Below are 25,455 nucleotides of genomic sequence, written 5' to 3'. Positions count from 1 at the left end.
CGCCTCAGCAGGGACGGTCCGCCTCACCCGGCCGGCGGCGGCGGGTCTCTCCCGACATACGGCTGATCACGGACAGCCCTCTGTCGCACCGTTGTTCACCGGAGTACGTTTCCGCCCCATGGAAATCCGTTCACGGGGCATGTGTCCACCGGACCACCCCGCCGAGCATCGGAGACCGCACCAGATGACGTCCCGGATTCGCACGCTCGCACTGACGGTGGCCGCCGCCGCCCTTGTCGTCCCCCTCACCGCGCTCCCCTCGTCGGCCCTCCCCGCGACCCCCGCCGGCGCCCCGGCCCAGACCCCGCCGCGTACCGGCTTCGAGCAGAGCGACGGCGCCGAGTGGACCACCCTGGCGCAGGAGCAGGAATTCCTCGCCGCCGTCGACCGCGGCGGCGACCGGGCAGCCGTCAGCACCATCGGCACCACCAAGCAGGGCCGACCGCTCAACCTCGTCGAGCTGGGCAACAAGCGCTCGGTGACCAGCCTCCTGCTGATCTGCAGCCAGCACGGCGACGAGCCGTCGGGCCGGGAAGCCTGCCTCACCACCGTCCGCGACCTCGCCTACCCCAAGGACCGCGCGACGAAGCGCTTCCTGGACCGTACGAGCGTTCTCGTCGTCCCGACCGCCAACCCCGACGGCCGGGCCGCCGACACCCGCGGCAACTCCGACGGCGTCGACATCAACCGCGACCACATCGCGCTCAAGACCGCCGAGGGCCGCGCCATGGCCGCCCTCACCCGCGACCGCAAGCCCGACGTCATCTACGACCTGCACGAGTACGGCGCCACCCCGCCGTACTACGACAAGGACCTCTTCGACCTCTGGCCGCGCAACCTCAACACCTCCTCCCGGGTGCACAAGGAGGCCCAGACCCTGTCTGAGGCGTACGTACGCCCGGCGGCCCGCGCCGGTGACCACACCATCGGCACGTACGGCATCTGGACCGACCCCGTCACCGGCGACCCGATCAAGCAGACCGCGGGCGACGGCCAGGAGCGCATCCTGCGCAACGCGTCCGGGGTCAAGCACTCCGTCGGCCTGCTCATCGAGAGCCGCGTCGACCCGGCGTCCGAGGCGGAGGAGAACGACCCGGCGCTCAACAACCGGCGCCGTGTCGACAGTCAACTCGACTCCCTGAAGGGCCTGTTCGGCTACGCCGACGAGCGCCGCGTACAGCTCTCCGCCGCCACCGCACTCTCCCGCGCCGCCGGACTGCTCGACCGGGGCCCGGTCTACTTCGGCGGCGGGGACAACGAGCCCGCGACCCCCGAGGACACGGTCGAGAACCCGCCCTGCGGCTACCGGCTCGACGCCGCCCAGTACGCGGACGTGAAGGACGAACTGGCGCTGCACGGCGTGAAGGCCCTGCCCGCGCGTGGCGACGGCGCCTTCGTGCCGCTGCGTCAGTCCCAGCGCAATCTGGTGCCGCTTCTCCTCGACGGACGCGCCACCTACCACCTCACCGTTGGACAACCGGTGGAGGCTTGTTGATAGAAAGAGACCCACGTCACATGTGCTAAGGCGTAACGGAGCGCCGACGCAATCTCCGTGAAACCCCGAAAGGTGTTGCCCGTGTCGCAGGACGCTCAGAAATCGGGAGCCGAAGGAGGCCCGCCGCCGGTCACGACGGCCGGGCCGGGACATCCCCAGGACTCCCAACGCCCCCGGACCGACCGGGTGGTGTTCGGGGTCACGGCCGTCCTCACACTGGCCTTCGTGGTCTGGGGGGTGGCCGCCACCGACTCCCTGGAGGACGCGTCCAGCTCCATGCTCTCCGGCCTGATCCACAACGGTGGCTGGGCCTTCGTCCTGGTGGCGTCGGGCTTCGTGGTCTTCGCCCTCTGGCTGGCGATCAGCCGCTACGGCAGGATCACACTCGGTGAAGAGGGTGAGAAACCCGAGTTCAGGACCGTGTCCTGGGTCGCGATGATGTTCAGCGCGGGCATGGGCATCGGCCTGATGTTCTTCGGCGTGAACGAACCGCTCACCTTCTTCACCGACCCGCCCCCCGGCACCAATCCGCAGGACGCGGCGGCGGCCACCGAGACCGCCATGGCGACCACGCTCTTCCACTGGACGCTGCACCCCTGGGCCATCTACGCCGTGGTCGGGCTCGCCATCGCGTACAGCACCTTCCGGCGCAAGCGGCGCCAGACGATCAGCGCGGTCTTCGTGCCGCTCATCGGCGAGAAGAACGCGTACGGCGGCCCCGGCCGCGTCATCGACATCCTCGCCATCTTCGCGACGCTCTTCGGCTCGGCCGCCTCGCTGGGCCTCGGCGCCCTCCAGATCGGCAGCGGATTCACCGAGCTGAACTGGCGGGACAACGTCAGCACGGCGCTGCTCGTCGTCATCATCGCCGTCCTGACCCTGGCGTTCGTGGCCTCGGCGGTCTCCGGTGTGGAGAAGGGCATCCAGTGGCTGTCCAACACCAACATGGTGCTGGCGCTGTTCCTCGCCCTGTTCGTGTTCATCCTCGGCCCCACCGTCTTCATCCTCGACCTGCTGCCGACATCGATCGCGGCCTACTTCGGCGACCTCGCCGAACTGGCCGGCCGTACCGAGGCCAGCAGCGGCCGGGGCGTCGCCGACTGGCTCGGCAGCTGGACGGTCTTCTACTGGGCGTGGTGGATCTCCTGGACGCCCTTCGTCGGTATGTTCATCGCCCGGATCAGCCGGGGCCGGACGATCCGTCAGTTCGTGGGCGGCGTCATCCTCGTACCGAGCACCGTGAGCCTGATCTGGTTCGCCATCTTCGGCGGGTCGGCCATCAGGCTCCAGCGGCGCGAGGGTGACCTCAGCAACGAGGCGACGGCCGAGGGGCAGCTGTTCCAGCTGCTCCAGGACTTCCCGATCGCCACCGTCACCAGCGTGCTGGTGATGATCCTCGTCGGTATCTTCTTCGTCTCCGGCGCCGACGCCGCGTCCATCGTGATGGGCACGCTCTCCCAGAAGGGCCACTTCGAACCCAACAAGTACGTGATCGTCTTCTGGGGTGTGGTGACCGGCGCCGTCGCGGCGGTGATGCTGCTCGTCGGCGACGGCGAGAAGGACGCGCTCCAGGGGCTCCAGAACATGACGATCCTCGTCGCCGCGCCCTTCGCGCTCGTCATGATCGGCATGTGTGTGGCCCTCCTGCGCGACCTGCGCCACGACCCCCTGATCATCCGTGGGGAACGGGGCGCCGAGGTCGTCGAGTCGGCCGTCATCGCCGGACACGAGCAGTACGACGGCGACTTCGAGATCCAGATCGGCCCGACGCCCGACGACGAGCCGACCGGCAGCACCCCGGAGACGTCGGCTCCACGCTGACCGGCCTCCTGGGTACGGAGGCCGCCCGCCGGGATTCACCCCGGCGGGCGGCCCCGTCGGGGTTCACCCCGCCAGCCGGGCGGCCTCCTCCGCACAGCCCCAGGCCACGGTGACGCCCGCGCCGCCGTGGCCGTAGTTGTGCACCAGCCGGGCCCCGCCCGGCAGTTGGACGGCCTCGATCCGCACCGCCGGCCGCGCGGGACGCAGCCCCACCCGGTGCCCGAGCACCCGCGCGCCCCGCACCTCCGGCCGCAGCGCCGCACAGCGCTCGACGATCGTGGCGGCGGTCGCCGGGTCGGGACGCGGCTCCCACGCGTGCTCCTCGGCGGTGCCGCCGAGTATCAGACCGAACGGCTGCGGGAAGAGGTACGACGGGCCGGCCGGGTCCTCGCCCTTGGACACCAGCCACTCCTCGATCCCCGGGTTCTCCACGATCACGAGCTGCCCCCGCACCGGGAACACCGACGCGTCCGGCACCAGCTCGCGGGCGGCGAGCCCCGAGCAGTTGACCACGACGGCCGCCTCGGCCGCCGCCTCCTCGAAGCCGGCGACCGTACGCCGCTCCACACTCCCGCCGGCCGCGCGCAACCGCTCCTCCAGATACCGCAGATGCGTCGGCATGTCGATCAGCGGCACCCGGCCGCGCAGCCCCTGACGGGCCCCGGCGGGCAGCTCGTCGGCGCGCGCCTCCCGCAGCTCGGGCAGCTCCCGCCCCCAGCTCCCCAGCTCCGTCCACGGGGTGTCGGTCGTCACGCCCGCCACCACGCGTACGCCGGTCGCCTCCGGATCCCGGGCCAGCGTCACGTACTCGCGCAGCGAGCGCAGCGACCACGGACCGACCAGCTCGGCGGGCTCGATCCGGTACGGCCAGAACAGCGCGCCCGCCACCGCGGACGTGGTGTCCGCGGCGGGGTCCCGCGACCACACGCGGACGCGCCGCTCCCGTCGGCCCTGTTCGGCCAGTACGACGGCGGTCGTCAGCCCGACGACCCCGCCACCGATCACGATCACGGTCTCAGTCATGCCGGGACGGTAGCCGAGGGCGCGATTCGCCGGACAGCCCGTGCCCGACGGGCGAGACTGGGCCCGCCCACGACGTACCGACGACGGCCCCGGCGAGCCGCGAATCGCCGTACGACACATGCGTCTCGAATCCCGGAGACCGACGGCCTCGCGCCGATGCCGGCGCCCCTGTGCCCCCTGCACGGCGCCACCCTCGGCACCCTCGGCTCCCGCGCTTCCCCTGGGTCCCGGAGTCGCTGGGTTATGCGAGTACGCCCGGTACGAGGCCGATCCTCCGCCTCGCGACGCACCGCACCAACGTGACATCAGCCGCTGCGCGGCGGGCGCTCCCTGATCCGGCCTGATCGGCAAGACACCCCCTGGCACGCGGGAACACGCTGCGGCGGCCCGCCTGCGTCCACTGGACGGGCGATCCGCTCGGCCGGCGCCGTGGCGGGCAGCCTGGCCCTCTACAAGCCGGCCGGCCTCCTCCGACCACCCACCATCTAGAATCGACGGTCTGATGACTGCCACTCTCGTCGCCAAGAATCTCGCCGCCGGCCACGGCGACCGCGCACTCTTCACCGGGCTCGACCTCGTCGTCGCGCCCGGCGACGTGATCGGTCTCGTCGGGGTCAACGGGGCCGGGAAGTCGACCCTGCTCCGGCTGCTCGCCGGGCTCGACACGCCCGAGGACGGGGCGCTGAGCCTCTCCCCGCCCACCGCCGCGGTGGGCCATCTCCCGCAGGAGCCCGAGCGCCACCCCGGTGAATCCGTACGGGACTTCCTCGCCCGCCGTACGGGCGTCACCGACGCCCAGGCCGGGCTCGACGCGGCCACGCAGGCCCTGGTCGACGGCGCGCCCGGCGCCGACGACGCGTACGCCGTCGGGCTGGAGCGCTGGCTCGGACTCGGCGGCGCCGACCTCGACGAGCGCGCCGAGGAAGTGGCCGCGTCCCTCGGGCTGACCGTCGGGCTCGACCAGCCCATGACCGCGCTCTCCGGCGGTGAGGCGGCCCGCGCCGGACTCGCGTCCCTGCTGCTCTCCCGCTACGACGTCTTCCTCCTGGACGAGCCCACGAACGACCTCGATCTCGACGGACTCGAACGGCTCGAATCCTTCGTCACGGGCCTGCGCGCCGGCACGGTCCTGGTCAGCCACGACCGTGAGTTCCTGACCCGCACCGTCACCAAGGTCCTCGAACTCGACCTGGCCCAGCAGCAGGTCAGCCTCTTCGGCGGCGGCTACGCGGCGTATCTCGAAGAGCGCGAGCGGGCCAGACAGCACGCCCGCGAGGAGTACGACGAGTACGCCGACAAGCGCACGGCTCTCCAGGGGCGGGCACAGACGCAGCGCTCCTGGATGGAGAAGGGCGTCAAGAACGCGCGCCGCAAGGCGACGGACAACGACAAGATCGGCCGCAAGTTCCGCTCCGAGTCCACCGAGAAGCAGGCCGCGAAGGCCCGTCAGACCCAGCGCCTGATCGAACGTCTGGACGCCGAGGCCGTCGACGAGCCCCGCAAGGAGTGGGAACTCCAGATGCGGATCGCCTCGGCCCCGCGCTCCGGCTCGGTCGTCGCGACACTGAACGGCGCCGAAGTCCGGCGCGGCGACTTCCACTTCGGACCCGCCTCGCTCCAGATCGACTGGGCGGACCGGGTCGCGATCACCGGCGCGAACGGCGCGGGCAAGTCCACCCTGCTGGCGCTCCTCCTCGGCCGGCTCTCACCCGACACGGGCGCGGCCTCGCTCGGCTCGGGCGTGGTGGTGGGAGAGGTCGACCAGGCCCGCGCGCTCTTTCACGGCACGGAGACCCTGCTCGACGCGTTCTGCGCGGCCGTACCGGACACGGAGCCGGCCGAAGTCCGCACGCTGCTGGCCAAGTTCGGCCTCAAGGCGGCCCATGTGCTGCGCCCGGCCACCACGCTCTCCCCGGGCGAACGCACCCGCGCGGCCCTGGCGCTGCTCCAGGGCCGGGGCGTGAACCTTCTGGTCCTGGACGAGCCGACGAACCACCTGGACCTGGCGGCGATCGAACAACTGGAGTCGGCACTCGACAGTTACGAGGGCACGCTGCTGCTGGTCACGCACGACCGCCGGATGCTGGAGTCGGTCAACACGACCCGCCGTATCGAGATCGCGGCGGGCAAGGTGACGGAGTCCTGACGAGTCAGCGGGGGAAGCGGGCGGCTGCGGGCCCCTCGGACCGTTCCCGGAGGAACGGTCCGAGGACGCAGTAGCCCTCGCTCAGCCGCCGAGCCCCGCCCTGCGCAGCGCGTCGGCCATCGCGCTGTTCGTGGGCGCGGGCTTCGCCGGCCTCGCGGGCTGCTGGCGCTTCGAACCGCCCCGGTCGCCGCCCCGGTCGCCGCCGCCGGAGCCGCGGCCCTTGCCACCGCCACCGCCGCCGCCCCGCCGCTGCTGCGGCGCCCGCTCGTCGCCACCGCCCCCGCCGGACTCCGCCTCGTCGTCCAGCCGCAGCGTCAGCGAGATCCGCTTGCGCGGGATGTCGACCTCCCGCACCTTCACCCGCACCACGTCGCCCGGCTTCACGACATCGCGCGGGTCCTTCACGAACGTCTTCGACATCGCCGACACATGCACCAGTCCGTCCTGGTGCACCCCGATGTCCACGAACGCCCCGAACGCCGCCACGTTCGTGACGACGCCCTCCAGCACCATCCCGGCGGTGAGGTCGCCGATCTTCTCGACGCCGTCCTTGAACGTCGCCGTCTTGAACGCCGGCCGCGGGTCCCGCCCCGGCTTCTCCAGCTCGCGCAGGATGTCCGTGACCGTCGGCAGACCGAACGCGTCGCTGACGAAGTCGGCGGGCCGCAGCGAGCGCAGCGCCCCCGCGTTGCCCATCAGCGCCGCGACCTCGCCGCCCGTCGTCTTCACCATCGCGCGAACCACCGGATACGCCTCCGGGTGGACGGACGACGCGTCCAGCGGATCGTCCCCGTCCCGGATCCGCAGGAAGCCCGCGCACTGCTCGTACGCCTTCGGCCCCAGCCGCGCCACGTCCTTCAGCGCGCGCCGTGAGCGGAACGGCCCGTTGGAGTCCCGGTGCGCGACGATGTTCTCGGCGAGACCGGCACCGATGCCGGAGACCCGCGAAAGCAGCGGCGCGGACGCGGTGTTGACGTCGACACCGACGCCGTTCACACAGTCCTCCACGACCGCGTCGAGCGAGCGCGAGAGCTTCACCTCGGACAGGTCGTGCTGGTACTGGCCGACGCCGATCGACTTGGGGTCGATCTTGACCAGCTCGGCGAGCGGGTCCTGGAGGCGCCGCGCGATGGAGACGGCGCCGCGGATCGACACGTCGAGGTCCGGCAGCTCCTGGGAGGCGAACGCGGAGGCGGAGTACACGGAGGCGCCCGCCTCCGAGACCATCACCTTCGTCAGCTTCAACTCCGGGTGCTTCGCGATCAGTTCACCCGCCAGCTTGTCCGTCTCACGGGACGCCGTGCCGTTGCCGATGGCGATGAGGTCCACGGAGTGCTCGGCGCAGAGCCGCGCGAGCGTCGCCAGGGACTCGTCCCACCTGTTCGCCGGGACGTGCGGGTGGATCGTGTCGATACCGACGACCTTGCCCGTCGCGTCGACGACGGCGACCTTGACCCCCGTACGGAAACCGGGGTCGAGCCCGAGCGTGGCGCGTGTCCCCGCGGGCGCGGCCAGCAGCAGATCGCGCAGGTTCGACGCGAAGACCCGTACCGCCTCGTCCTCGGCGGCCGTACGCAGCCGCAGCCGCAGATCGATACCGAGGTGGACGAGGATCCGGGTACGCCAGGCCCAACGGACCGTTTCGGCAAGCCACTTGTCGCCCGGCCGGCCGCGGTCCGCGACGCCGAAGCGGCGCGCGACCATGTTCTCGTACGCGCTCGGACCCGGCAGCGCGTCGGCGTCGTCGGCCTCCGGCTCCAGGCTGAGATCGAGGATCTCCTCCTTCTCGCCGCGGAAGAGCGCGAGCATGCGGTGCGAGGGGAGCGCCGTGAAGGCCTCGGCGAAGTCGAAGTAGTCCGCGAATTTGGCGGCGGGACCCTCCGTCGCGTTGCCCTTGCCCTCCCGGACCTTCGCCGTGAGCCGGCCGCGCGTCCACATGCGCTCACGCAGCTCGCCGATCAGGTCGGCGTCCTCGGAGAAGCGCTCGGTGAGGACGGCACGCGCGCCGTCCAGCGCGGCGGCGGCGTCCGCGACACCCTTGTCGGGGTCGACGAATGCCGCCGCGGCCGTCAGGGGGTCCACCGACGGGTTGTTCAGCAGTCCGTCCGCGAGCGGTTCGAGCCCGGCCTCGCGGGCGATCTGCGCCTTCGTACGGCGCTTGGGCTTGAAGGGCAGATAGATGTCCTCAAGCCGCGACTTGGTGTCGGCGGCCCGGATCCGCGCCTCCAAGGCCTCGTCCAGCTTGCCCTGTTCGTTCACGGACTGGAGGATCGCCGTCCGGCGCTCTTCCAGTTCACGCAGGTAGCGCAGGCGCTCTTCGAGCGTACGCAACTGCGCGTCGTCGAGCATCTCGGTCGCTTCCTTGCGGTAGCGAGCGATGAACGGCACGGTCGATCCGCCGTCCAGCAGCTCGACGGCCGCCTTCACCTGCCGCTCGCGTACGCCGAGCTCCCCGGCGATCCTGCCTTCGATGGACGTCGTCACGTTCTCCCCGACTCGGCTCTCGTGCTGGCTGTGCTTGTGCCTGCATTGTGCCGGGTGGCCGGGCGCCGTGTCGCGCGCCCTCTCGGAGTCGGGGTGCGGCAGACGTGACCGGGTCAGGCGCGGCGCGGGCGACCACCACCACCGGTGCCGCGCGAGGCGCCGCCGAACAGCTTGGCGACGAGCCGGAACGGCAGGGTGACCACGGTGGCGATGGCGCCACCGACGGCGCGAAGTGCATCTGCGATGGCACGCATGACTGAAACCTCCCGATAGATGTGCGGATCGGTTGTACTGACCCACACACTCCAGTTTGCCGCTCAGCGCGTCCGCAAACGTCAGTCCTTCCCGATGAGGTCGTCCGGGAAGGCCCCGGCACCGGCCGCGGCCAGGAGAAACCCGCGTCCCAGCTCGGTGAGACGCTCGACCCCGTCGGTGCCCAGATGCTCGTACGGAGCGGTGTCCAGCCGGTCCGTGAGCTCCTCCAGCTCGGCACGGAGCGCGACGCCGGCCTCGGTCAGCTCCTCCGCGTCGTCCAGCAGCCCGCGCTCCCGCAGCCGCCCGGCGGCGGCGTCCCAGTCCGTACGGGCCCAGCCCCGGGTACGGAGCACCCAGCGCGGTGACATGCCCTTGCCGGTCGCCGTGTGGCTGACGAGCGCCTCGACGGGGTCGAGCCCGGCGGACAGCAGCGCGGCGACGTGGCCGTCACCACGGTGTTCGCGCAGCAGCGTGGCGGCGTGCCAGTACGCGAGGTGCGGCTGCTCGGGCACCGGCAGATCGGCGTGCGCGGCGTACAGCGGCCGTGCGTGCCGGGTGCACGCCTCGGCGGCGCGCAGCGCGAGCCGGGCGGCCTCGGCCATCTCGTCGGACGCGACGGCCTCGTCACCGAGGACACGCCGCAGCGTGGAGTCGACGGCGCGCAGCCGGGCGTCGAGGACGGTCTCGGGCGAGGCGACCCGCCACACGGCCGGGACGTGCCGGGCGACCAGCTCGTAGTTGAAGTTGTAGAAGGCGGCGGCGATCACGCCGGGCCCGACCGCGCCCATCGCGGCGCCGCGCCCGGCGAAATAGGCGGCCCTCGGGTCGCCGACACCGACCTCGGCGAGTTCCTTGCCGAGGTCCGGGGAGAAGTAGACCGTCGAGTGGAGCGGATTGACGGCGTTGTGGCAGCGGCGTCCGGCGCGTGGGGCGAGAGTCGTCATGCCCGCACGTTACCGACTGGTCAGTACGCCGGGAAGCCCGGGGTGGCGGCCGTCAGCCGTCCCAGGGCGGCGTCTCAGGCCCCGTCCCGCACCGTCCACCCGAACCGCGGCGTCCGGCGCTCCAGGAAGGCGGTCACGCCCTCCTCCCGGTCGCCGCTGCCGCGGGCCTGCTCGTCCCAGTACGCGTCCCGGTCCTCGCGGCCCGTCGCGTACTCCTTCGCCGCCGCCTGGGTGAGCTGCGAGCGCGCGGCCAGTACGCGGGTGAACTCGGCCACCCGCACGCCCAGTTGGCCCGGCGCGAGCACCTCGTCCAGCAGGCCGACCCGCAGGGCGTGCCCGGTCTCGATCAACTCCCCGGAGAACAACAGGTACTTGGCGGTCGACGGCCCGACCAGGGAGACCAGCCGGCGGGTCGACGACGACCGGTAGACGACACCGAGCTTCGCGGGTGTGATCCCGAACTGGGCGCCCTCCTCCGCGAACCGCAGGTCGCAGGCGACCGCCAACTGGGCGCCGCCGCCCACGCAGTAGCCGCGTACGGCCGCCAGCGTCGGCTTGGGGAACGCCGCCAGCGCCTCCTCCGCCCGCACGCTGAGATCCTGCGTGGCGTCGCCGGGCTCACGCAGCGCGCCGATGTCGGCGCCCGCGCTGAAGACGTCACCAGCGCCGGTGAGCACCAGGGCGCGTACGGCGGGATCCGACGCCAGCCGGGCCAGCAGTTCGGGCAGCGCCCGCCACATCTGCGGCGTCAGCGCGTTGCGCTTGGCCCGGTGCGCGATGGTCACGGTGGCGACCCCGTCGGCGACGGTCGCGGTCAGCCGTGGCGCCGCGGTTTCGGTGGGCGTGGGATCCATGCGCCGGATGCTATCCGGGGCCGGTGAACGCGTGATCACCAAGCCGAACCCATGATCACGAGGCGGCCGGAAAAAGACACGGTCGGTCAAACGCGCAACAGGGTCGGGCGGGCCCGGACACTATCCATCGATAGGCGCTGACTTCTGTTCAGTGCCCCGGTCCGTCCGGCGTTGTTCCGAAGACTCGGTGTCCGACGGACAGCGCGCCCGGAGCGCTGGGGAACCGAGGATGGGTGTCGCGGTGATGGAGAGCCTCGGGAGTGTGCCGGCCAGACCGGAGCCGTACGAGGGGGTCTGGCGGTTCACGGCGCCCACCGTCGAGGTCTCCGTGCCGCAGTCCCGGCACGCCGTCCGGGACCTGCTGGACCGGCAGGGCGTCCCGCTGTCCGACGACACCGCCCAGGGGCTGCTGCTGATCGTGTCGGAGCTGGTGACCAATGCCGTACGGCACGCGGCCCTGCTCTCGCCCGAGCTGGCGGTGGAGGTCGCCATCGCCGCCGACTGGATCCGGGTGTCCGTGGAGGACAGCCACCCCTACCGGCCGAAGCCGCTGGAGCGGGACTACGCGCAGACCGGCGGGCGCGGACTGCTGCTCGTACGGGAGATCACCCTGGAGGCGGGCGGCACCTGCGACGTCGAGCACACGGCGAGCGGCGGGAAGATCGTCTGGGCCCTGCTGCCGCTGACGCCGGACGCCGTCGTGGTGCCCGCCCTGACCCCGGTGATCCAGGAGGAGCGCGGCCCGGCTACCAGCCCCCGGCCGGCCCTGTGAGTTCCCTCATCGCGGGGCGCGCCGCGTCCAGCACGGTCATGAACCAGGCGGAGAACGGCGCCGACCGGTGCCGCTCGTCCAGCTCCGCCGGTGTGACGAAGGCCGTGTCGCCGATCTCGGTCGGGTCGGGCCGCAGCGTCCCCTGGGCCAGCCCGACGAAGAGGTGGTTGTACTCGTGCTCGACCAGACCGGACCCCGGGTCCGGGTGGTGGTAGGTGACCGTGCCCGCCTCGGCGAGCAGCGTGGGCGAGATGCCGAGCTCCTCGTACGTACGCCGGGCGGCGGCGGCGAAGGGCGCCTCGTCCGGATACGGGTGCCCGCAGCAGGTGTTCGACCAGACGCCGGGGGAGTGGTACTTGCCGAGCGCGCGGCGCTGGATCAGCAACCTGCCCCGCTCGTCGAAGAGGAACACGGAGAACGCGCGGTGCAGCTGACCCGGTGGCTGGTGTGCCGCGAGCTTCTCCGCCGTGCCGATGGTATTGCCGTCCTTGTCGACCAGCTCCAGCATGATCGCTTCTTGGGCGCCGTTCGGCGAGGTGCTCGTGGCAGTGACAGGTGTGGTCGGCATAGCCATCCTTCGCTTCGGTCCTCGGCCCCCAAGTCTGCCGTACGAGAGCGTCTTGTCCGCACTTCCGCGAAACGGGCATGTCCGCCCCCGTGGTGTGCTCCACGGGGGCGGACACGGGCGTCACGTCCCGGCTGTCGCCGAGGTGGGAACCGTTACGCCGCCGGCGCCCCGGACGTCCCGCCGGCGGCCCCGGCCGCCGGATCCGGACGCAGGACATAGCCGGTGTAGCCGTACTCCGAACCGTGCTCGCGGCGCATCGCGATCTCCGCACGGGTCAGGTCGAGCGCCTGCGCCATACCCGGCGCCCGCAGGTCGGCCGAGTCGGCCCGCTCGGTGAGCGGGCCGTAGTACTCGTCCCAGTCGCCCGAAGGCTGCCGGTACACCTCCAGCACGGCGTAACCGGCGGCGACGGCCGCGGCCGTGTTCTCCGCGGTCGTACGCAGCGCGTACTGCTCGTCCCAGAAGGCACGCGCCTCGGCGCTCGGGTCGGCCGTCGTCCACTCGCACTCGGTGACGACCAGGGCGCCGCCGGGTGCGAGCAGCCGCCGCCAGCGGGACAGACCCGTGTCGAAGCCGATGGAGTAGATCGAGCTCTCCGCCCAGACCAGGTCGAACGACCCGTCCGGGTAGGGGAGTTCGGCCATGTCCGCCACCTGCGTGCGGATCGAGCCGGTGAGCCCCCGGGCTTCGGCGCTCTGCCGCAGCTCGGCCAGGAACGGCTCGTGCAGATCGACGGCGGTCACCCGCGCGTCGGCCTCGGCTGCCAGCAGCAGCGAGACCCGGCCGGGGCCGCAGCCCAGGTCGAGCACACGCGGCTGCGACGGCAGCGGTCCGGCGTAGGACAGCAGCCGCCGGGTGGTGGCGTCGGAGCCGGGCCCCTGCCGGGGCAGCCCGTGGTGGAGAGCGAAGAACGCTTCGTGGATGTCGTTGATGTCGTGCGTGTCGTTGTCGGACAACGTGAGAACCCTTGTGTGAGGGGCTCCGGCCGACGCGGACCGGTGTGGTGCGGACCGGTCAGCCGGCAGCCCGGAAGGTGAGGAAGGACCGTGTGCCGCGCATGGCGACCTCCACTGCGACGGTCATCAACCTCAGCTCCTCTCACGACAGGGGGAGGCACCGCGCCTCCGGCCGCGACTCTAACAGGGCCCCAACCCGGGGCGCGGGCCCCCCTCAGTGGCAGAGAGCAGTGGCAGCGATCAGTGGCAGAGATTCGCCTCGTGCTCGGCGTGCCCCATCGGCTCCAACTGGAAGGTGCAGTGTTCGACGTCGAAGTGGTCGCCGAGGCAGCCCTGGAGATCGTGGAGCATCTTCTCGTGGCCGACGGAGTCCAGTACGGACTGGCTCACCACCACGTGCGCCGAGAGCACCGGCATACCGGAGGTGATCGTCCAGGCGTGCAGGTCGTGCACGTCCTCCACCCCGGGCAGTGCCACTATGTGCGCCCTGACCTCGGCCATGTCCACACCCTTGGGCGCCGCCTCCAGCAGCACGTTCAGCGTCTCGCGCAGCAGCTTCACCGTCCTCGGGACGATCATCAGCCCGATCACCAGGGAGGCGATCGGGTCGGCCGCCTGCCAGCCGGTGGTGAGGATGACCGTCGCCGAGATCAGCACGGCGACCGAACCCAGCGTGTCGGCCAGCACCTCCAGATACGCGCCGCGCACATTGAGGCTCTCCTTCTGGCCGCGCATCAGCAGGGAGAGGGAGATCAGATTGGCGACCATACCGACCGCCGCGAAGATGATCGCGAGTCCGCCCTTGGTGTCGGCGGGGGTGATGAAGCGCTCGACCGCCTCGAAGAGCAGGAAGCCGCCGACGCCGAGCAGCAGCAGACAGTTGGCGAGCGCGGCCAGGATCTCGGCGCGGGCGAGGCCGAACGTGCGGTTGCCGGTCGACGGCCGGTTGGCGAAGTGGACCGCGAGGAGTGCCAGGGCCAGCCCGACCGCGTCCGTCGCCATGTGCGCGGCGTCGGCGATCAGGGCCAGCGAGTCGGACGCGATCCCGCCGATGATCTCCATGACCATGACGGACAGGGTGATCCCCAGCGCGATCCGCAGCCGCCCCTTGTACGCGGCGGTCGCGGTCCCGGGAGGCGGCGCGCCGCCGTGTGTGTGTCCGTGATCGTGCCCAGCCCCCATGAGGTTGCCTCCCGGTCAGTTCGATCGTGCCGACGCGGCCCAGTGAACTACGGGTGGGGGGTATCGAGCAACACGGGAGTGAACACCGTTGTCATTCCCTCTGACCTGCGGGAATGCCCGCAGGTCAGCGATGCGCCAAGATCTTTTACGGGTCAGCCGGCGGGCAGTTCGGGGTGGCGCAGCAGCCACCCTTCCCACGCCGATTCGACCATTTCGCGTACCCCGCGCCGGGCCGTCCAGCCCAGGTCCGTGGTGATCGCGTCGACCGACGCGACGGCCTTCGCCGCGTCACCGGCCCGCCGCGGCTCGACGACCGGGGGAGTCCTGCGGCCCGTGACCTCGGCCACCAGATCCGCGAGTTCGCGCACCGACACGCCCTCGCCGCGCCCGATGTTGTACGTCAGGTCGCCGGGCGTCTCCCGCTCGGCCAGCCGGCGGGCCACCGCGAGATGGGCGTCGGCGAGATCCGCGACATGGATGTAGTCCCGTACACAGGTGCCGTCCGGTGTCGGATAGTCATCGCCGAAGATCCGCATCGGCTCGCCGCGGGTGATCCGGTCGAAGAACATGGGGATGATGTTGAACACCCCGGTGTCCGCCAGTTCGGGGCTCGCCGCCCCCGCCACGTTGAAGTAGCGCAGACACGCGGTGGACAGCGAGTGCGCCCGGCCGGTGGCGCGTACCAGCCACTCGCCCGTGAGCTTCGTCTCGCCGTACGGGTTGATCGGCACGGCCGGTGTCCGCTCGGTGATCAGCTCCACGTCGGGCACGCCGTACACGGCGGCCGACGACGAGAAGAGGAACCGCCCGACCCCGGCGGCGACCACCGCCTCCAGCAGCACGGTCAGCCCGTGCACGTTCTCCCGGTAGTACGCGAGCGGCTGCTCGACCGACTCGCCGACCTGCTTCTTGGCCGCGAGATGCACCACACCGGTGACGGCGTGGTCGGCCAGCGCCCGGTCGACGGCCTCCCGGTCGAGCAACGAGCCCCGCACCAGGGGGATTTCGGCGGGCAGCCGGTCCGCGACACCGGACGAGACGTTGTCCAGCACCACGACCCGTTCACCCGCCCCGGCCATGGACCGCGCCACATGCGCCCCGATGTACCCCGCTCCACCTGTGATCAGCCAAGTCATGCCGTCACCATAGAGCCTGCCGCGGGACGGCCCCGGTGGTCGTACGGTTACCGGACGTTCACCTGGCGGTCGTGGCTTCGACGGTGCAGACCGTGCGGAGTCGGATATGTCTTACGGGAGCCGCACGGGTCCCCGGCGGCCACGGTTTGTGGGGCGGGGCATCGATCGACAATGATGATCTCCCGGCGGGTCGGAATTGGCCCGGCTCATGGCGTCCGGTGCGTGAACGGGCGGTGAACTCGGCCTTCCGTTCATCCGATAGCCTCTGCCGACATGCCGCCGGCCCGGACCCCGGGCAGAGCCGCCGCGTCCGCCCCGCAGTGTCAAGGAGTGAATTCGTCTGTCGACCGCCATCCTCACCGGTACGCCGGTACCCGGATCGCCGCTCGAAGGCGATCTGCGGTCGCTGGGATTCGACGTGCGCACCGCCCCCGACGCGGCGGCGGCCATCGGTCTGCTCGCCTCGGTGCCGGCCGCCGACCGTGTCGCCCTCGTCGACCAGCGCTTCGTGGGCCATCTCCACACGCTGCGGCTGGCGTTGACCGATCCCCGTTTCCCGGCGGCGGCCGTCCCCGGCGCGCTGACCGCTCAACCCGAGGCGCGTGCCGCGCTGTCCGTGGCGCTGGCCACCGTGACGCACGGCACGCCGGCCGGCCGTACCGACGACGCGCACCGCGCGGACGCCACGGCGGACGCCGCCGTGTCCGCGACGCACCCGGCGCCCGCCACGTACACCGCGTCCACGCCCGCCACCGCGTCCGCGACCGCCGAACTCCCGCTCGCCGACCGGGTGGCCGCCGCGCTCGACGCCGACGGCACCGCCGTGCAGCACCCCGAACTGGGCTCGCTCGTCGCAGCCGTCCCCGACGGACCCGCCGCCCGTGAACAGGCGCTCGCCGCCGTCGCGGCCGTGGACGACGAGGCCGTACGGCTGCGCTCCGCCGTGAAGGCACGCGACGGTTTCTTCACCACCTTCTGCATCAGCCCCTACTCCCGCTATCTCGCCCGCTGGTGCGCCCGGCGCGGACTGACGCCCAACCAGGTCACCACCGCGTCCCTGTTCACCGCCCTGATCGCGGCGGGCTGCGCGGCGACCGGCACCCGGGGCGGCTATGTCGCGGCCGGACTGCTGCTGCTCTTCTCCTTCGTCCTGGACTGCACCGACGGACAACTCGCCCGCTACTCGCTCCAGTACTCCACGATGGGCGCCTGGCTGGACGCGACCTTCGACCGGGCCAAGGAGTACGCGTACTACGCCGGTCTCGCCCTCGGCGCGGCCCGGGGCGGCGACGACGTATGGGCGCTCGCGCTCGCCGCGATGGTCCTCCAGTCCGTCCGCCACTTCGTCGACTTCTCCTTCAACGAGGCCAACGCCGACAGCACCGCCGCGACGGTCAACGGCAAAGCCGTCGTCGGCACCCCCACCACCGCGCTCTCCAGCAGGCTCGACAGCGTCGGCTGGACCGTCTGGGTGCGCCGGATGATCGTCCTGCCGATCGGCGAGCGCTGGGCGATGATCGCTGTCCTCACCGCCCTCACCACACCCCGGATCGTCTTCTACGCGCTCCTCGTCGGCTGTGCCTTCGCCGCCTGCTACACCACCGCCGGCCGTGTGCTGCGCTCGGTGACCCGCAAGGCCGTCCGCACCGACCGGGCCGCCCAGGCGCTCTCCGACCTCTCCGACACCGGACCGCTCGCCGAGCTGGTCGCCCGCCTCGTACGGCGTCCGGCGCGCGCCCTGCCCGCCGTGCTGCCGCTCCTGATCGCCGTCGTCGGCGCCGCCGCGGCCGTCGCCATGGCCGCCTTCGGCCCGCTCGGCAGCCCCGTACTCGTCGTCGGCGCCCTGATCTACGTCGTGACGTCGGGCATCGCCGTCGCCCACCGGATGGGCGGCCCCCTCGACTGGCTCGTCCCGCCGGTCTTCCGGGCGACCGAGTACTGCGTCGTCCTGCTCCTCGCCGCCCGCGCCGACGTCCCCGGCGCGCTGCCCGCCGCGTTCGGGCTGGTCGCGGCCGTGGCCTACCACCACTACGACACGGTGTACCGCATCCGCGGCGGCGCCGGGGCCCCGCCCCGCGGGCTGGTCCGGGCGCTCGGCGGACACGAGGGCCGCACGCTGCTCGTCGCCGTACTCGCCGCCGTCACCACAGCTGAGTCCGACCTTCCGCCGGAACTGACGGTGATCGCCGTCCTCGTCGCCGTGATCGCGCTCGCGGAGTCCATCCGGTTCTGGGTGTCCTCCGGAGCCCCCGCCGTACACGACGAAGGAGAAACCGCATGATCGGCCTCGTACTGGCAGCCGGTGCCGGCAGGCGCCTGCGCCCCTACACCGACACCCTCCCCAAGGCCCTCGTGCCGGTGGACGGCGACACGACCGTCCTCGACCTGACCCTCGGCAACTTCGCGGAGATCGGGCTCACCGAGGCCGCGATCGTCGTCGGCTACCGCAAGGAGGCCGTGTACGAGCGCAAGGCGGCCCTGGAGGCGAAGTACGGCCTCACCCTCACCCTCGTCGACAACGACAAGGCCGAGGAGTGGAACAACGCCTACTCCCTCTGGTGCGCCCGTGACGTCATCCGGCGCGGCGTGATCCTCGCCAACGGCGACACCGTCCACCCCGTCTCCGTCGAGCGCACACTGCTCGCCGCCCGTGGCGAGGGCCGGAAGATCATCCTCGCTCTCGACGCGGTGAAGCAGCTCGCCGACGAGGAGATGAAGGTCATCACCGAGGGCGACAAGGGCGTACGGCGCATCACGAAGCTGATGGACCCCGCCACCGCCACCGGCGAGTACATCGGCGTCACGCTCATCGAGCCCGAGGCCGCCGACGAACTCGCCGACGCCCTGAAGGCCACCTTCGAGCGCGACCCCGACCTCTACTACGAGGACGGCTACCAGGAACTCGTGGACAGAGGCTTCACCATCGACGTCGCCCCCATCGGCGACGTCCCCTGGGTGGAGATCGACAACCACGACGACCTCGCGAAGGGCCGTGTCATCGCGTGCCAGTACTGACCCGACTCATCCCGTCCCCGGTCGTCGTCGACATCACCCGCGGCGCCCTGGACGATCTGGCCGGCCTCCTCGCCGACCAGCGGATCTCCGCGTCCGGCAAGCTCGCCATCGCCATCAGCGGCGGCTCGGGGCAGGCGCTGCGCGAGAAGCTGTCACCGGTGCTGCCCGGCGCCGCCTGGTACCCGGTCGCCGACGGCACGATCGACTCCGCCGTCAAGCTCGCCGACGACATCAAGGGCAAGCGGTACGACGCGGTGGTCGGCCTCGGCGGCGGCAAGATCATCGATGTCGCGAAGTACGCCGCCGCGCGGGTCGGCCTGCCGATGGTCTCCGTCGCCACCAACCTCGCCCACGACGGCCTGTGTTCACCGGTCGCCACCCTCGACAACGACAACGGCCGCGGCTCCTACGGCGTCCCGATGCCCATCGCGATGGTCATCGACCTCGATGTCGTACGGGACGCCCCGCCCCGCTTCGTGCGCTCCGGGATCGGCGACGCCATCTCCAACCTCTCGGCGATCGCCGACTGGGAGCTGTCCCACGAGGTCAACGGCGAGCCCATCGACGGACTGGCCGCCGCCATGGCCCGTACCGCCGGCGAGTCGGTCCTGCGCCACCCCGGCACCGTCGCCGACGACGAGTTCCTCACCGTGCTCTCCGAGGCACTCGTGCTGTCCGGCATCGCCATCTCGATCAGCGGCGACACCCGCCCCTCGTCCGGCGCCTGCCACGAGATCAGCCACGCCTTCGACCTGCTCCACCCCAAGCGCGCCGCCAGCCACGGCGAGCAGGTCGGCATCGGCGCCGCCTTCGCGATGTATCTGCGCGGCGCCCACGAGCAGTCGCGGCTCTTCGCCGAGGTGCTGCGCAGACACGAACTGCCCGTGCTGCCCGCCGAGATCGGCTTCACCGCCGACGAGTTCGTCCAGGCCGTCGAGTACGCGCCGCAGACCCGGCCGGGCCGCTTCACCATCCTCGAACACCTCGACCTGTCCACCGACCAGATCAGGGACGCGTACGCCGACTATGCCAAGACCATCAGTAGCTGAACTCCGTCCGGTCGTGCACCCGCCGGGCGTCAAGGACCGGCGGAGCGGCGAGCACTGGGGCGGCCGGCTCTACATGCGCGAGATCTCCCTGCGCGTCGACCGGTACCTGGTGAACACGAGCGTCACGCCCAACCAGATCACCTACGTGATGACCGTCGCCGGCGCCCTCGCCCTGCCCGCCCTCCTGGTGCCGGGCATCGCGGGCGCGGTGCTCGGTGTGCTGGCGGTCCAGCTCTATCTGCTGCTGGACTGCGTCGACGGCGAGATCGCGCGCTGGAAGAAGCAGTACTCGATGACCGGGGTCTATCTGGACCGGGTCGCCGCCTATCTGTGCGACGCCGCCGTCCTGGTCGGCTTCGGGCTGCGCGCCGCCGACCTGTGGGGCACCGGACGGATCGACTGGCTGTGGGCCTTCCTCGGTACGCTCGCCGCCCTCGGCGCCATCATGATCAAGGCCGAGACCGATCTGGTCGGCGTCGCCCGCCACCAGCAGGGCCTGGCCCCGGTCAAGGAGGCGGCCTCCGAGCCGCGCTCGTCCGGTATGGCGCTCGCCCGCAGGGCCGCCGGGGCGCTGAAGTTCCACCGGCTCATCCTGGGGATCGAGGCGTCGCTGCTGATCCTGCTCCTGGCGATCCTGGACACGGTCCGGGACGATCTGTTCTTTTCCCGGCTCGGCGTCGCCGTCCTGGCCGGTATCGCCGTCGTGCAGACGCTGCTGCACCTCGTGTCGATCCTCGCGTCCAGCAGGCTGAGGTGAGTGACATGCGTCTCGGTGCGGTGATCATCACCATGGGCAACCGCCCCGAAGACCTGCGTGCCCTCATCGACTCCGTCGCCAAGCAGGACGGCGACCCGATCGACGTCGTGGTGGTCGGCAACGGCGCCCCGGTCGGCGACGTGCCCGACGGCGTACGGACCATCGAGCTGCCCGAGAACCTCGGCATCCCCGGCGGCCGTAACGTCGGCATCGAGGCCTTCGGCCCCTCCGGCGGCGACGTGGACGTCCTGCTCTTCCTGGACGACGACGGGCTGCTGCCCGGTACCGACACCGCCGAGCTGGTCCGCGAGGCGTTCGCCGCCGACCCGGTCCTCGGCATCGTCAGCTTCCGGATCGCCGACCCCGACACCGGTCTCACCCAGCGCCGCCACGTCCCCCGGCTGCGCGCCTCCGACCCGTTGCGCTCCTCCCGCGTGACGACCTTCCTGGGAGGCGCCAACGCCGTCCGTACGAAGGTCCTGGCGGAGGTCGGCGCCCTGCCCGGCGACTTCTTCTACGCCCACGAGGAGACCGACCTCGCCTGGCGGGCGCTGGACGCCGGCTGGATGATCGACTACCGCGCGGACATGGTCCTCTTCCACCCCACGATGCCCCCGTCACGGCACGCGGTCTACCACCGCATGGTGGCCCGCAACCGGGTCTGGCTCGCCCGCCGCAATCTGCCCGCGCCCGTGGTCCCCGTCTATCTGGGCGTCTGGATCCTGCTCACCCTGGCCCGCCGCCCCACCGTCCCCGCGCTGAAGGCATGGTTCGGCGGATTCCGGGAAGGTTGGTCGACTCCGTGCGGTCCCCGCAGGCCCATGAAGTGGCGTACGGTGTGGCGGCTGACCCGACTGGGCCGACCGCCTGTCATCTGACAGGCTCGGTTCTGAGAGCATCGGGGATAACTTCCGGGTCACGGCCGTCCATGCCTGGGCCCGACCGGCTGCGCATCTTGAACACGAAAGTTTCAACTTGTGAGTGAGACAACCCATGACGGCGCGATCGCGATGAGCGCCCCGCCGTCTCCCGACGACGGTCTGTCCTCGACCGAACTGGCCGCCAAGTACGGCCTGTCGGTGAGCGGTGCCCGTCCGGGACTGGCCGAGTACATCCGCAAGCTGTGGGGCCGGCGCCATTTCATCTTCGCCTTCTCCCAGGCGAAGCTGACGGCCCAGTACAGCCAGGCGAAGCTCGGCCAGCTCTGGCAGGTGGCGACCCCGCTGCTCAATGCCTTCGTCTACTTCCTGATCTTCGGCCTGATCCTGAACGCGGGACGCGGCATGGAGATCAAGGTCTACATCCCGTTCCTGGTGACGGGCGTGTTCGTGTTCGCCTTCACACAGACGTCCGTGATGGCGGGCGTGAAGTCGATCTCGGGCAACCTCGGGCTGGTCCGCGCGCTGCACTTCCCCCGCGCCTCGCTGCCCATCTCCTTCGCGCTCCAGCAGCTCCAGCAGCTGCTGTTCTCGATGATCGTGCTGCTGGTCGTGGTGGTCGCGTTCGGCAGCCTGCCGGGCCTGTCCTGGCTGCTGGTGCTGCCGGTCCTGGTGCTCCAGTTCTTCTTCAACACCGGGCTGGCGCTGATCATGGCGCGGCTGGGGAGCAAGACGCCCGACCTCGCCCAGCTGATGCCGTTCATCATGCGCACCTGGATGTACGCGTCCGGCGTGATGTTCTCCATCCCGCTGATGCTCGCCAACAAGCCGGACTGGCCGAGCTGGATCGTCGACGTCCTCCAGTACAACCCCGCCGCCATCTACATGGACCTCATCCGCTTCGCGCTGATCGACGGTTACGGCCCCGAGAACCTGCCCCAGCACGTGTGGGCGTCGGGTCTCGCCTGGTCGCTCCTCGTCGGCATCGCGGGCTTTGTGTACTTCTGGAAGGCTGAGGAACGATACGGCCGTGGCTGACCTCAACGAGCAGGGACGCGTCCCCACCGTCATCGCCGACGACGTGCACATCGTGTACCGCGTCAACGGCGGCGGCGGTGGCAAGGGCAACGCCACTGCGGCACTGAGCCGCATACTCAGGCGCGACAAGGGCGAGTCGCGCGGAGTCCGTAAGGTGCACGCCGTCCGGGGGGTCAGCTTCACCTCCTACCGGGGCGAGGCGATCGGCCTGATCGGCACCAACGGCTCCGGCAAGTCGACCCTGCTGCGCGCCATCGCGGGGCTGCTGCCCACCGAGCACGGCAAGGTGTACACCGACGGCCAGCCCTCACTGCTGGGTGTCAACGCCGCGCTGATGAACGACCTCACCGGCGAGCGCAATGTCATCCTCGGCGGTCTGGCCATGGGGATGACACGCGAGCAGGTGCGGGAGCGCTACCAGTCCATCGTCGACTTCTCCGGCATCAACGAGAAGGGCGACTTCATCACCCTGCCGATGCGGACCTACTCCTCCGGCATGGCGGCCCGGCTGCGCTTCGCCATCGCGGCGGCCAAGGACCACGACGTCCTCATGATCGACGAGGCGCTGGCCACCGGTGACCGCAAGTTCCAGATCCGCTCCGAGGCGCGGATCCGCGAGCTGCGCAAGGAGGCCGGCACGGTGTTCCTGGTCAGCCACAGCAACAAGTCGATCAGGGACACCTGTGACCGGGTGCTGTGGCTGGAGAAGGGCGAGCTGCTGATGGACGGCCCGACGGACGAGGTGCTGAAGGCGTACGAGAAGGAGACCGGCAAGTAGCCGTGTTTCCGGGGGAGTTCACACCCCCGCAGCCATCGAGGCGGCCCCCGCCGGACCTGGTCCGGCGGGGGCCGCCTCGTGTGTGACGCGCGCGGGTCAGACGCCGGCGGGGGTGCGGTCCGGCTCGGCGGCGGGCTCCTCGGCGAGGCCCACCCTGCCGTGCAGCCTGCGCAGCGCGGCCGGCGCGTACCAGGCGCCGCGCCCCAGCAGCCGCATCGTGGCCGGTACGAGCACCCCGCGCACCGCCACCGCGTCGATGACGATCGCCAGACCGCTGCCGATGCCGAACATCTGGAGGAAGCTGATCTGGCTCGTACCGAAGGCGAAGAAGCTCACGGCCAGCAGCCCGGCCGCCATGCTGACGATCCGCCCGGTGCGTGCCAGCCCCTGGGTGACGGTTGTCGTCCGGTCCGCGCCCGCGTCGTGCAGCTCCTTCATCCGGCTGGTCACGAACACCTCGTAGTCCATGGACAGTCCGAAGGCCACGCAGAACAGCAGCACGGTCATGGAGGTGTCCATCGGCTGCGGGGTGAAGCCCAGCAGTGACGACAGATGACCGTCCTGGAAGATCCACACCATCGCGCCGATGGCGGCCGACAGGCTGATCGCGTTGAGCAGCAGCGCGCGCAGCGGCTGGACGACGCTGCCGGTGAACAGGAACAGCAGCGCGAAGGTCGTCACGACGACCAGCCCGATCGCCAGCGGCAGCCGGTCACCGATGGACTGCCGGGAGTCGACCAGGACCGCGTCCGCGCCGCCGACCAGCATCTCGGTGCCCGCGGGCCGCTCCAGCGCCCGGATGTCCGCCACCAGGTCCTGGGCGGCGTCCGACTTGGGCGCCGTGTCGGTGACGACCACCAGGCGCTGCGCGTCCGGCCGGGCGAGGCCCGCGTTCGCCGGGCCCGGCTCCTGGCTCCGGCCTTCGGTGTACGTACCCGACGAGGCGTCGACGCGTACGACACCGTCCAGCCGGGACAGCTCGTCCGCGTACGCCGCCAGCGGCCCCGCGCCGACGGCCGAGGCGCTGACGATCTGGACGGCCCCCGCCTCGTCGGTCGGGAAGTCCTGCTGGACGGCGGTCGCCACCTGGCGGCCCGCCGCGTCCTCGGGCAGCACCCGCTCGTCGGGCGTACCGAAGGTGACACCGAGCAGCGGGCTGGCGACGAGCAGCAGCACGGCGAGCACCGGCAGCGCGGTGAGGGCGGGGCGGCGCATGACGAGCGCGGCGAGCCGTCCCCAGAACGGCGCGTCCGAGCGCCGTACGGTCCTCGCCCACGGGACCCGGCCCTTGTTGACGCGGTGGCCGAGCACGGCGAGCAGCGGCGGCACGACGAACAGGGCGGCGACGACCGCGATCACGACCACCCCGATCCCCGCGTACGCGAAGGAGCGCAGGAAGAACGGCGGGAAGACGAGCAGCGCGGCGAGCGCGGCGGCGACGGTGGCGGCCGAGAACAGGATGGTGCGCCCCGCCGTCGTGACGGTGGTGCGCAGCGCCCGGGGTATCTCGTCCCCGGCGGCGAGCTGTTCACGGAAGCGGCTCACCAGCAGAAGCGCGTAGTCGATGCCCAGACCAAGGCCCAGGGCGGTCGTGAGGTTGATCGCGAAGACCGACACCTCGGTCACGCTGCCGAGGACGAAGAGCAGCGCGAACGTGCCGACGATCGCGATCAGTCCGATGACCAGGGGCAGCATCGCGGCCACCAGACTGCCGAAGGCGAGCACCAGCAGCAGGAGCGTGACGGGGACGGCGATGGCCTCGGCGACGGCGAGGTCGCCGGAGACCTGGGCGCTGATGTCGATACCGATCGCGGTCGCGCCCCCGGCGCGGACCTCGACACCGTCGCGGTCGCCCGTGTACCGGTCGATCAACTCCTCGGCGCGTTCGGTGCGCTCGGTCTCGTCGCCCTTCACATGGAGGGCGATCAGTGCCTCGCTCCCGCTCTCCGAGACGAGTCGCGGGCTGCGGGTGTCCCAGTACGAGACGACGTTGCTCACGGTGCCGTCGGCCTTGAGGCCCTCGGTCAGCGCGCGGCCCCGTGCGTCGACGGCGGGGGAGTCCGGCCCCTGGTGGCCCGTGCCCTCCCGGCCGACCAGGAACAGCAGATTGGTCTCGCCCCCGAACTTCTCGTCGATCCGGACGGCGGCCTGTGACGACTGCGCGCCGGGGTCGTCGAAGCCGCCGCCGAGCAGCTTGCCGAAGGCCCCGACGCCGAGCGCGCCCATGGCGACCACGGCGACGGTGGCCAGTACGAGTAGGAGCCGCGACCTCTTCAGGGCCAGCTCGGCGATCTTGGACAGCAC

20 protein-coding genes and 1 pseudogene are annotated in these 25,455 nt (G+C 71.3%); 11 read left to right on the top strand and 10 right to left on the bottom strand.

From position 1 onward, the window contains the following. The first annotated feature begins 184 nt into the window (after window positions 1–184). Both ACFYNU_RS02985 and ACFYNU_RS02980 read left to right on the top strand, forming a co-directional pair. A complete protein-coding gene (locus tag ACFYNU_RS02985; protein ID WP_356589469.1) occupies window positions 185–1,495 on the top strand; it encodes a M14 family metallocarboxypeptidase in 1,311 nt (436 codons plus the stop codon). Between the two features lie 81 nt (window positions 1,496–1,576). Continuing rightward, a complete protein-coding gene (locus ACFYNU_RS02980; protein WP_388764925.1) occupies window positions 1,577–3,316 on the top strand; it encodes a BCCT family transporter in 1,740 nt (579 codons plus the stop codon). 63 nt (window positions 3,317–3,379) lie between these two features. On the opposite strand, the gene ACFYNU_RS02975 is transcribed toward ACFYNU_RS02980, so the two are convergent. After that, complete coding sequence (locus ACFYNU_RS02975) at window positions 3,380–4,339, bottom strand: FAD-dependent oxidoreductase (protein ID WP_356589467.1); 960 nt, start codon at window positions 4,337–4,339, stop codon at window positions 3,380–3,382. Window positions 4,340–4,841: 502 nt separating this feature from the next. Here ACFYNU_RS02975 and ACFYNU_RS02970 point away from each other — a divergent pair. Beyond that, window positions 4,842–6,485, top strand: coding sequence for an ABC-F family ATP-binding cassette domain-containing protein (locus ACFYNU_RS02970; RefSeq protein ID WP_356589465.1), 1,644 nt, complete (start codon window positions 4,842–4,844; stop codon window positions 6,483–6,485). 81 nt (window positions 6,486–6,566) lie between these two features. On the opposite strand, the gene ACFYNU_RS02965 is transcribed toward ACFYNU_RS02970, so the two are convergent. From ACFYNU_RS02965 to ACFYNU_RS02950, 4 genes are all read right to left on the bottom strand, one after another. Then, complete coding sequence (locus ACFYNU_RS02965) at window positions 6,567–8,969, bottom strand: Tex family protein (RefSeq protein WP_356589463.1); 2,403 nt, start codon at window positions 8,967–8,969, stop codon at window positions 6,567–6,569. Window positions 8,970–9,082: 113 nt separating this feature from the next. Beyond that, complete coding sequence (locus ACFYNU_RS02960) at window positions 9,083–9,223, bottom strand: LPFR motif small protein (RefSeq protein WP_356589461.1); 141 nt, start codon at window positions 9,221–9,223, stop codon at window positions 9,083–9,085. An 81-nt stretch (window positions 9,224–9,304) separates the two neighbouring features. Further along, window positions 9,305–10,168, bottom strand: coding sequence for a hypothetical protein (locus ACFYNU_RS02955; RefSeq protein WP_356589459.1), 864 nt, complete (start codon window positions 10,166–10,168; stop codon window positions 9,305–9,307). 74 nt (window positions 10,169–10,242) lie between these two features. After that, a complete protein-coding gene (locus ACFYNU_RS02950; RefSeq protein ID WP_356589457.1) occupies window positions 10,243–11,022 on the bottom strand; it encodes an enoyl-CoA hydratase-related protein in 780 nt (259 codons plus the stop codon). A gap of 244 nt (window positions 11,023–11,266) precedes the next feature. On the opposite strand from ACFYNU_RS02950, the gene ACFYNU_RS02945 reads away from it, so the two are divergent. Continuing rightward, on the top strand, window positions 11,267–11,794 hold the full coding sequence (locus tag ACFYNU_RS02945; RefSeq protein ID WP_356589688.1) for an ATP-binding protein: 528 nt from the start codon (window positions 11,267–11,269) through the stop codon (window positions 11,792–11,794). Here the strand turns inward: ACFYNU_RS02945 and idi are convergent. The 4 genes and pseudogenes from idi to galE form a co-directional block, all read right to left on the bottom strand. Beyond that, on the bottom strand, window positions 11,769–12,362 hold the full coding sequence (idi, locus tag ACFYNU_RS02940) for an isopentenyl-diphosphate Delta-isomerase (RefSeq protein WP_356589455.1): 594 nt from the start codon (window positions 12,360–12,362) through the stop codon (window positions 11,769–11,771). The genes ACFYNU_RS02945 and idi overlap by 26 nt on opposite strands. Before the next feature lie 197 nt (window positions 12,363–12,559). Next, a pseudogene (locus ACFYNU_RS02935) lies at window positions 12,560–13,318 on the bottom strand (class I SAM-dependent methyltransferase); the annotation flags it as partial. A gap of 240 nt (window positions 13,319–13,558) precedes the next feature. Beyond that, window positions 13,559–14,500: a cation diffusion facilitator family transporter gene (locus tag ACFYNU_RS02930; protein WP_356589453.1), complete on the bottom strand. Its 942-nt coding sequence runs from the start codon at window positions 14,498–14,500 to the stop codon at window positions 13,559–13,561. A 152-nt stretch (window positions 14,501–14,652) separates the two neighbouring features. After that, entirely contained in the window at window positions 14,653–15,636 is a 984-nt protein-coding gene (galE, locus tag ACFYNU_RS02925) for a UDP-glucose 4-epimerase GalE (RefSeq protein ID WP_356589451.1), read from the bottom strand. 340 nt (window positions 15,637–15,976) lie between these two features. Between galE and ACFYNU_RS02920 the strand changes: the two genes are divergently transcribed. The 7 genes from ACFYNU_RS02920 (at window position 15,977) to ACFYNU_RS02890 (ending at window position 23,151) form a co-directional block, all read left to right on the top strand. Continuing rightward, complete coding sequence (locus ACFYNU_RS02920) at window positions 15,977–17,917, top strand: DUF5941 domain-containing protein (protein WP_356589686.1); 1,941 nt, start codon at window positions 15,977–15,979, stop codon at window positions 17,915–17,917. Next, window positions 17,914–18,651 carry a phosphocholine cytidylyltransferase family protein gene (locus ACFYNU_RS02915; protein WP_356589449.1) on the top strand — a complete coding sequence of 246 codons (738 nt, stop codon included), beginning with the start codon at window positions 17,914–17,916 and terminating at the stop codon, window positions 18,649–18,651. Before ACFYNU_RS02920 ends, ACFYNU_RS02915 begins: the two co-directional genes overlap by 4 nt. Continuing rightward, window positions 18,639–19,700, top strand: coding sequence for an iron-containing alcohol dehydrogenase family protein (locus tag ACFYNU_RS02910; protein ID WP_356589447.1), 1,062 nt, complete (start codon window positions 18,639–18,641; stop codon window positions 19,698–19,700). The genes ACFYNU_RS02915 and ACFYNU_RS02910 overlap by 13 nt, the downstream gene beginning before the upstream one ends. After that, the gene (locus tag ACFYNU_RS02905; RefSeq protein WP_356589445.1) at window positions 19,678–20,457 is read left to right on the top strand and encodes a CDP-alcohol phosphatidyltransferase family protein; all 780 of its coding nucleotides are present in this window, start codon (window positions 19,678–19,680) and stop codon (window positions 20,455–20,457) included. Before ACFYNU_RS02910 ends, ACFYNU_RS02905 begins: the two co-directional genes overlap by 23 nt. A 5-nt stretch (window positions 20,458–20,462) precedes the next feature. Continuing rightward, complete coding sequence (locus ACFYNU_RS02900) at window positions 20,463–21,335, top strand: glycosyltransferase (RefSeq protein WP_329074662.1); 873 nt, start codon at window positions 20,463–20,465, stop codon at window positions 21,333–21,335. A gap of 99 nt (window positions 21,336–21,434) precedes the next feature. Further along, window positions 21,435–22,373, top strand: a complete 939-nt coding sequence (locus ACFYNU_RS02895) for an ABC transporter permease (RefSeq protein WP_356589443.1) — start codon at window positions 21,435–21,437, stop codon at window positions 22,371–22,373. Next, window positions 22,366–23,151 (top strand): ABC transporter ATP-binding protein, encoded by a 786-nt coding sequence (locus ACFYNU_RS02890; protein ID WP_356589441.1) that lies wholly within the window; start codon window positions 22,366–22,368, stop codon window positions 23,149–23,151. Before ACFYNU_RS02895 ends, ACFYNU_RS02890 begins: the two co-directional genes overlap by 8 nt. 96 nt (window positions 23,152–23,247) lie before the next feature. On the opposite strand, the gene ACFYNU_RS02885 is transcribed toward ACFYNU_RS02890, so the two are convergent. Continuing rightward, on the bottom strand, window positions 23,248–25,455 hold the full coding sequence (locus tag ACFYNU_RS02885) for an MMPL family transporter (protein ID WP_356589684.1): 2,208 nt from the start codon (window positions 25,453–25,455) through the stop codon (window positions 23,248–23,250).

It is taken from the genome of Streptomyces sp. NPDC006643, from assembly GCF_042870175.1.
Classification (GTDB): Bacteria; Actinomycetota; Actinomycetes; order Streptomycetales; family Streptomycetaceae; genus Streptomyces.
This window is presented reverse-complemented; position numbering and strand designations above follow the sequence as displayed.

Coding starts and splice junctions, on each gene's coding strand:
- ACFYNU_RS02930 (WP_356589453.1), bottom strand. CDS start 14,500: ATGGGGGCTGGGCACGATCACGGACACACACACGGCGGCGCGCCGCCT.
- galE (WP_356589451.1), bottom strand. CDS start 15,636: ATGACTTGGCTGATCACAGGTGGAGCGGGGTACATCGGGGCGCATGTG.
- ACFYNU_RS02950 (WP_356589457.1), bottom strand. CDS start 11,022: ATGGATCCCACGCCCACCGAAACCGCGGCGCCACGGCTGACCGCGACC.
- idi (WP_356589455.1), bottom strand. CDS start 12,362: ATGCCGACCACACCTGTCACTGCCACGAGCACCTCGCCGAACGGCGCC.
- ACFYNU_RS02975 (WP_356589467.1), bottom strand. CDS start 4,339: ATGACTGAGACCGTGATCGTGATCGGTGGCGGGGTCGTCGGGCTGACG.
- ACFYNU_RS02945 (WP_356589688.1), top strand. CDS start 11,267: ATGGAGAGCCTCGGGAGTGTGCCGGCCAGACCGGAGCCGTACGAGGGG.
- ACFYNU_RS02985 (WP_356589469.1), top strand. CDS start 185: ATGACGTCCCGGATTCGCACGCTCGCACTGACGGTGGCCGCCGCCGCC.
- ACFYNU_RS02955 (WP_356589459.1), bottom strand. CDS start 10,168: ATGACGACTCTCGCCCCACGCGCCGGACGCCGCTGCCACAACGCCGTC.
- ACFYNU_RS02970 (WP_356589465.1), top strand. CDS start 4,842: ATGACTGCCACTCTCGTCGCCAAGAATCTCGCCGCCGGCCACGGCGAC.
- ACFYNU_RS02915 (WP_356589449.1), top strand. CDS start 17,914: ATGATCGGCCTCGTACTGGCAGCCGGTGCCGGCAGGCGCCTGCGCCCC.
- ACFYNU_RS02960 (WP_356589461.1), bottom strand. CDS start 9,223: ATGCGTGCCATCGCAGATGCACTTCGCGCCGTCGGTGGCGCCATCGCC.
- ACFYNU_RS02900 (WP_329074662.1), top strand. CDS start 20,463: ATGCGTCTCGGTGCGGTGATCATCACCATGGGCAACCGCCCCGAAGAC.
- ACFYNU_RS02905 (WP_356589445.1), top strand. CDS start 19,678: ATGCCAAGACCATCAGTAGCTGAACTCCGTCCGGTCGTGCACCCGCCG.